The organism is Chitinimonas violaceus (genome assembly GCF_052601015.1).
This window is the reverse complement of sequence record NZ_JBQXDJ010000171.1, coordinates 1-1455: the sequence shown is the minus strand read 5'-3', so window position 1 is coordinate 1455 and position 1455 is coordinate 1. Positions and strand designations below refer to the sequence as shown.

Annotated in this window: 1 protein-coding gene; it reads left to right on the top strand. The window is 52.6% G+C overall.

What is annotated here, in order from left to right; translation table 11 throughout:
- A partial coding sequence (locus ACUHMQ_RS20720; RefSeq protein WP_445297338.1) for a VCBS domain-containing protein occupies positions 1–1455 on the top strand: 1455 nt, incomplete at both ends.

The following is a 1455-nucleotide window of genomic DNA, read 5'->3' as shown; positions in this document are numbered from 1 at the left end:
ACGTCGCGAACAGTGCGGTGCAATACCTGAAGGCAGGCGAGACCAAGCTGGAAACGTTCACGGTGCTGTCGACAGATGGCACGCCACATGAGATCAAGGTCACGATCACGGGCACCAATGACAAACCCGTTATTAGTGGTGATACCAGCGGCAAGGTGATTGAGGCTGGTGGGGAGAGTAATACCGAAGCAGGTGTTGCCACAGCAAGCGGTACTTTGAGGATCCGTGATACGGATCATGACGAGAGCCGCTTCCAAGCGCCAAACAACCCTAATGGCGTGTATGGGACGTTTAAGTTTGACCCCGACACCGGTAAGTGGACATATGCCCTCGATAACAGCAGAGCAGCAACCCAGGCGCTGACCGAAGGCCAGGAAGTACACGACACCCTGACGGTGACCAGTCTCGACGGCGGTGTGAGCCAAGTCATTGATGTGACGGTGACCGGTAAGAACGATAACGCCCGCATAAGTGGTACCGCTACCGGCAGCGTAGTGGAAGATGGCCAGATGGTTGCATCGGGTACCTTACAGGTAAGCGATGTAGATAGTGGCGATGCTCTGTTCCTGGCTCCTTCTGGATTAAATGGCACTTACGGCAAGTTTACGTTCAATGAAGTAACCGGCGTATGGGGCTATATCGCTGACCCAAGTAAAATCCAGTTCCTGAGTGGTAATCAGCAGGTACAGGATGTTCTGACGGTAAAGAGTAAGGATGGTACTGCTACACAGGATATTACCGTTACCATTCAGGGGGCGAACGACGCACCGTCGGGTAAAGATGCGCACTTCACTATTCAGGAAGATGGCAGCAAGGTATTCACGGCCGCCGATTTTGGTTTTAGTGATGTGGATGCGGGTGACAGTTTAAAGGCGGTACGGATCGACGCGCTGCCAACTGCTGGTATGTTGACCCTGAATGGTGCAGTGGTAACGTCAGGACAGGCAATTGCCGTGACACAGCTTGGTGAGTTGGTCTTTACACCAGCCGCGAATGCCAATGGGAACAACTACGCCAGCTTCACTTTCTCGGTACAGGATCAGGCGAATGCCTTTGATCCATTGCCAAATAAGATTTCGATCGATGTCACGCCGGTTAATGATGTGCCGGCCGCAACTGATTACAAGCACACCACAGACGAGGATAAACCATTCTCTGGCAGGGTTGCCGCTACGGATGTTGACGGTGACAGGCTGACTTACAACACAGGCAGGAGCCCTGCTCATGGTACGGTCATTGTTAAGCCCGATGGCAACTGGACCTATACGCCAGCCAAAGATTACAACGGTAAGGACAGCTTCACGGTAACAGTATCTGATGGCAAGGGAGGCGTTGCCATTTCGACGATCAATCTCGATGTCACACCGGTCAACGATGCACCGTCGGGTAAAGATGCGCGCTTTACCATACAGGAAGATGGCAGAAAAATATTCGCGGCTGCCGATTTTGGCTTTA